Below are 4860 nucleotides of genomic sequence, written 5' to 3' on the forward strand. Positions count from 1 at the left end.
CAAACGGTAATACAGTAATTGAATTCAGTGATGGATCAAGAATCACTATTCAAAAAGGAAATGATGGTAGAGATGGTCGAGATGGACGTGACGGCAGAGATGGACGTGACGGCAGAGATGCTCAACCAACACAACCGATATATATCATCAATAACTACATTGATAATGATAATACGAATGTGATTATCTTTAGCGATGGTCAACGTGTTGATATTCCTTGTGATGCGAACGGTAATGCGGTTGTGATTATTGGATATAATCATGATGTGAAAGGTAATGTAATATTACAATGTGCAGATAATACAAGAATTATCGTACCTTGCAGAAAACCAGACACACCAAAAGTGACAATTCCAATGATTCCATTGGTTCCAGCACAACACAATACTGTGACACCACCAGTACCGACACCAGTGCCAACACCGACACCGGTACCAGTACCAAATACGGTACCAGTACCGAATACAGTACCAGTACCGAATACAGTACCGGTGCCAAATACAGTACCAGTACAAAATACAGTACCAGTACCGAATACGGTACCAGTACCAAATACAACACCAGATACAGTTACACCAAGTGGAAACAATGGTACACCAACATCGGATACTCATGGTTATACTGGATTCATTAATGTAAATAATGATCATGGTCATAAATTCGTAGGTAAACAAACTACGCATAAAGTGGTTTATCATAATGTAGAACAACCACAACCAAAAGTAACAACAAAACCTAAACAAACAGCTAAAGCTTTACCTGAAACAGGTTCAGACGATACAGCAGCATTAGTTTATGGTGCAATTATGGCTGGTTTAGGTGCAACAACAGTACTTGGATCAAGACGTCGTAAAGAAGAAGAATAAGATTAAGTTCTAAGTATGTAAGAACCGGGCTTCGGCCTGGTTCTTTTTATTGCGAGTAATGTAATCGCTTTCTTATTTTAGATTTTTTGAATTGAATAAATTTATCTAAATTTCTGAAAAATAATGTTGACTTTTTCTGTCAGACTTTGTAATATATGGAATATAAATGAATTGAATAAAACTATCTTATCCAGAGAGGCGGAGGGACAGGCCCTGCGAAGCCTCGGCAACAGGATTAATTATGAAGATTAATTACTGTGCCAATTCCTACAGTAGAACACTGTGAAGATGAGACGAGCCGATATATGTATCCCGAGGACTTGTTTCATTAGTCCTCGGGAGTTTCTTTTTATAGAGTTATCTCAAAATAGTTAACATTCATTTATTTCAAATTATTAAGGGGGATTTACCTATGATTGAGTTCAAGGATGTCAATAAAACATTCCGTAAACGCTCAACGGAAATTCAGGCTTTGAAAGATGTCAGCTTTACTGTAGAACGCCAAGAAATATTCGGTGTCATCGGGTATAGCGGTGCTGGTAAAAGTACGTTAATCCGATTAGTCAATAAGCTTGAAAATGTGACATCAGGAAACATTATTGTGGATGGTCATGACATCAATCAATACAGCAAAAAAGAATTGCGTAAAGTGAAGAAAAATATAGGCATGATTTTCCAGCATTTCAATTTATTAAATTCTAAGACAGTATTCAATAATGTTGCGATGCCGCTCATCCTTGAAGGCAAGGAAAAGTCATACATAAAAGAGAAAGTTGACGAAATGCTTGAGTTCGTAGGTCTAGGAGATAAAGGTTCACAGTATCCTAATGAGTTATCGGGTGGTCAAAAACAAAGAGTTGCGATTGCGAGAGCTTTGGTTACTGATCCTAAAATCTTGTTATGTGATGAAGCAACAAGTGCTTTAGACCCAGCAACAACAGATTCAATCTTGCGATTGTTGAAGAAGGTCAATCGAACATTTGACGTTACCATTTTATTGATTACCCATGAAATGGGCGTGATTCAACAAATCTGCGATAAAGTTGCGGTTATGGAGCAAGGCAGTGTCATCGAAATCGGCAGTGTATTAGAGGTGTTCAGTCATCCTAAGACGAAAACTGCGAAAAGCTTCGTTTCTACAGTTATCAGTACAGATATTAGTGATAAGATGATTCATCAATTACCAACTGACGCAGATTATGTGGACGTCAAAGTTTATCTAGAAGGTTCACAAATTGGGTTGTCAGTGATTCAAACATTAATTAAAGACTTCAATTTAGATGTGAATGTTATTTATGCATCGATGTCAGATATTCAAGATACTTCAGTCGGTTATTTAACACTTCGTATCAAAGGATCAAATGAAAGTAAGCAACGTGCATTTGATTATATGAAACAAAGTCATATTGAATTTGAGGAGGTCGTATAACATGCTTGGATCTACATTAGATTCGTCTCAATTAATGGAGGCGTTATATCAAACGTTATTGATGGTCTCTATTTCATTAGTAATCGGTTCTTTAATCGGTATTCCGCTTGGTGTACTACTTGTAGTCACTAAGAAAGATGGTATATGGGAAAATGTGGTGATTTATCATATTCTCAACCCTGTCATCAACGTATTGCGTTCGGTACCCTTCATTATTTTATTAATTGCGATTGTGCCATTCACAAAATTAGTGGTAGGTACATCAATTGGGACAGCCGCTGCAATCGTACCGTTAACAGTTTATGTCGCACCTTATATTGCGAGATTGGTTGAAAACTCATTATTAGAAGTGAATTCAGGTGTGATTGAAGCAGCAAATGCGATGGGTGCATCACCGCTTCAAATCATCCGTTACTTCTTATTACCTGAAGCATTAGGTTCATTGATTTTAGCATTAACAACAGCAATTATCGGTTTAATCGGAGCAACTGCCATGGCCGGCGCTGTCGGCGGAGGCGGTATTGGTGACCTGGCACTTGCTTATGGTTATCAACGTTTCGACACAATCGTCATTGTGATTACAGTAGTCATTTTAGTTATTATGGTTCAGCTGATTCAATCTTTAGGGAATGTCTTGGCTAAGAAAATTCGTAGAAATTAAACAAGTAAAGGGGAAGTCATTGAATGAAGAAATTATTAGTATTAGCAATCGCATTTGTGGTTCTTTTAGCTGCATGCGGTAAGAAAGATGATAGTAAAACAGTTACAGTCGGTGTAGCATCTAACGAAACAAAAGTATGGGATAAAGTTGCAGAACTTGCGAAAAAAGATGGTATTACAGTGAAAGTTAAACAATTCTCTGATTACAATGTACCAAACAAGGCGCTAAACGATGGGGATATCGAAATGAACGCATTCCAACACTTTGCATTCTTAGATCAATATGAAAAAGCGAATAAAGGTACAAAAATCACACCGATTCGTACGACAGTATTTGCGCCATTAGGTATCTATTCTAAAAAGATTAAAGACATTAAAGACTTAAAAGACGGTGCGAAAGTTATCATTCCAAACGATGTTTCTAACCAAGCACGTGCATTAAAATTATTAGAAAAAGCAGGTTACATCAAACTTTCTAAAGACTTCGGTTTAAAAGGCGGCATTAAAGATATCGAAGAAAACAAAAAGAATTTAGATATCAAAGCAGTAGATGCACAACAAACAGCACGTGCATTAGACGATGTAGATATTTCAGTTATCAACAACGGCGTAGCAACTAAAGCAGGTTTAGATGCGAAGAAAGATCCAATCTACTTAGAAAAAGATGATACAAAAGCATCACAACCATACATCAACATTATTGCAGTAAACTCTAAAGACAAAGACGATAAAACATTGAAAAAAGTTGCGGCACTTTATCATTCTAAAGAAGCTCAAAAAGCTTTAAAAGAAGAAGTTAAAGATGGCGAAATCGTGGTTGATTTAAAACAAGATGAAATCAAAAAAATTCAAGACAGCTTAAAATAATAACACAGCTATCATTTAAATGGCCGGCAAATCTTCTAGGTTTGTCGGCTAATTTTATGTGACGAATGCAGACTTCATCAACTTGTATGTATTATCAGCCGGCAAAGTGTGGGTACTGACAAAAGGGGGTAAAGAGTTAGTGCTAGAAAATCACATTCACTTAGGAGTGATTATCGATGGAAGTATTATATTATGGAGACCATGAAGAACAATTAATTGATGTTTATGCATCAAATGATAAAAATGGAGAACATGCTGATAAATGGATTGTGTTAGTTCATGGTGGTTATTGGCGCCAAAAATTTGATCGTTCTTTAAATGATAAAATGATTGAAGTTTTAACAAATAAAGGCTACAATGTCGCAAATGTTGAATATCGTCGTGGAGAACATAAATGGCCTACACCAGAAGAGGACGTTAAAAAAGCAGTTCAAACATTTAGGAATTCTGAATTTGTAGGTGAAGGTCAATCATTGATTCTTATAGGACATTCAGTGGGTGGACAACTCGTATTGAATAATGAAGATGAAGCGGATAGAATTGTCGCATTATCACCTGTTACTGATGTACCATATACAAAAGCAAAAGAATTAGGACGAAACGCAGCAGAAGAATATTTTGGTGATGTTTCAGAAGATATATTATATGCGGCATCACCCATTTCACGTTTGCCATTGAATACTAAAACATTAATCATTCATGGTTTTGATGATACACAAGTAGAGATTGATACAACGATTGATTATGTGACAAAAAATACTGAAAACACGATTGATTTATATGCATTTTCAAGTTTAGCTCATATGGATAACATTGAACCTGAAGGCAGACACTTTGACTTGATGTTAGAATGGGTTGATCAAGAACAAGAAAATGAAGAGAATTAAATAACTCTAAGGAAACTATAATAGTAAAACACATTGGGAATGGAGCAATCCATTCCTTTTTTATATTGTAACGTTATTTGTATGTCTAAAATTCATAGAAAAGCATATTTAATTCTCTTGGCTCTCTGTCAAATAGGACTGGTGAGCTAAA

At 36.1% G+C, this 4860-nt stretch carries 5 protein-coding genes and 1 riboswitch; all 5 genes read left to right on the plus strand.

Annotation, left to right across the window (positions count from 1 at the left end; translation table 11 throughout):
* Positions 1 to 866 (plus strand): LPXTG cell wall anchor domain-containing protein (locus tag HMPREF3031_RS11835; RefSeq protein WP_180363385.1); only part of this gene is annotated, 866 nt, incomplete at its 5' end.
* Positions 867 to 1049: 183 nt separating this feature from the next.
* Positions 1050 to 1161: riboswitch (SAM riboswitch) on the plus strand.
* Between the two features lie 117 nt (positions 1162 to 1278).
* Positions 1279 to 2295: a methionine ABC transporter ATP-binding protein gene (locus tag HMPREF3031_RS11840; RefSeq protein WP_002480034.1), complete on the plus strand. Its 1017-nt coding sequence runs from the start codon at positions 1279 to 1281 to the stop codon at positions 2293 to 2295.
* A gap of 1 nt (position 2296) precedes the next feature.
* Positions 2297 to 2956: a methionine ABC transporter permease gene (locus HMPREF3031_RS11845; protein ID WP_002480033.1), complete on the plus strand. Its 660-nt coding sequence runs from the start codon at positions 2297 to 2299 to the stop codon at positions 2954 to 2956.
* Positions 2957 to 2979: 23 nt separating this feature from the next.
* Entirely contained in the window at positions 2980 to 3822 is an 843-nt protein-coding gene (gene gmpC, locus HMPREF3031_RS11850) for a dipeptide ABC transporter glycylmethionine-binding lipoprotein (protein WP_002480032.1), read from the plus strand.
* Positions 3823 to 3998: 176 nt separating this feature from the next.
* Positions 3999 to 4709, plus strand: coding sequence for an alpha/beta hydrolase family protein (locus tag HMPREF3031_RS11855; RefSeq protein WP_002480031.1), 711 nt, complete (start codon positions 3999 to 4001; stop codon positions 4707 to 4709).
* Positions 4710 to 4860 lie beyond the last annotated feature (151 nt).

Origin of the sequence: Staphylococcus sp. HMSC072B07 (assembly GCF_001815505.1) — a bacterium.
Lineage (GTDB): Bacteria > Bacillota > Bacilli > Staphylococcales > Staphylococcaceae > Staphylococcus > Staphylococcus simulans.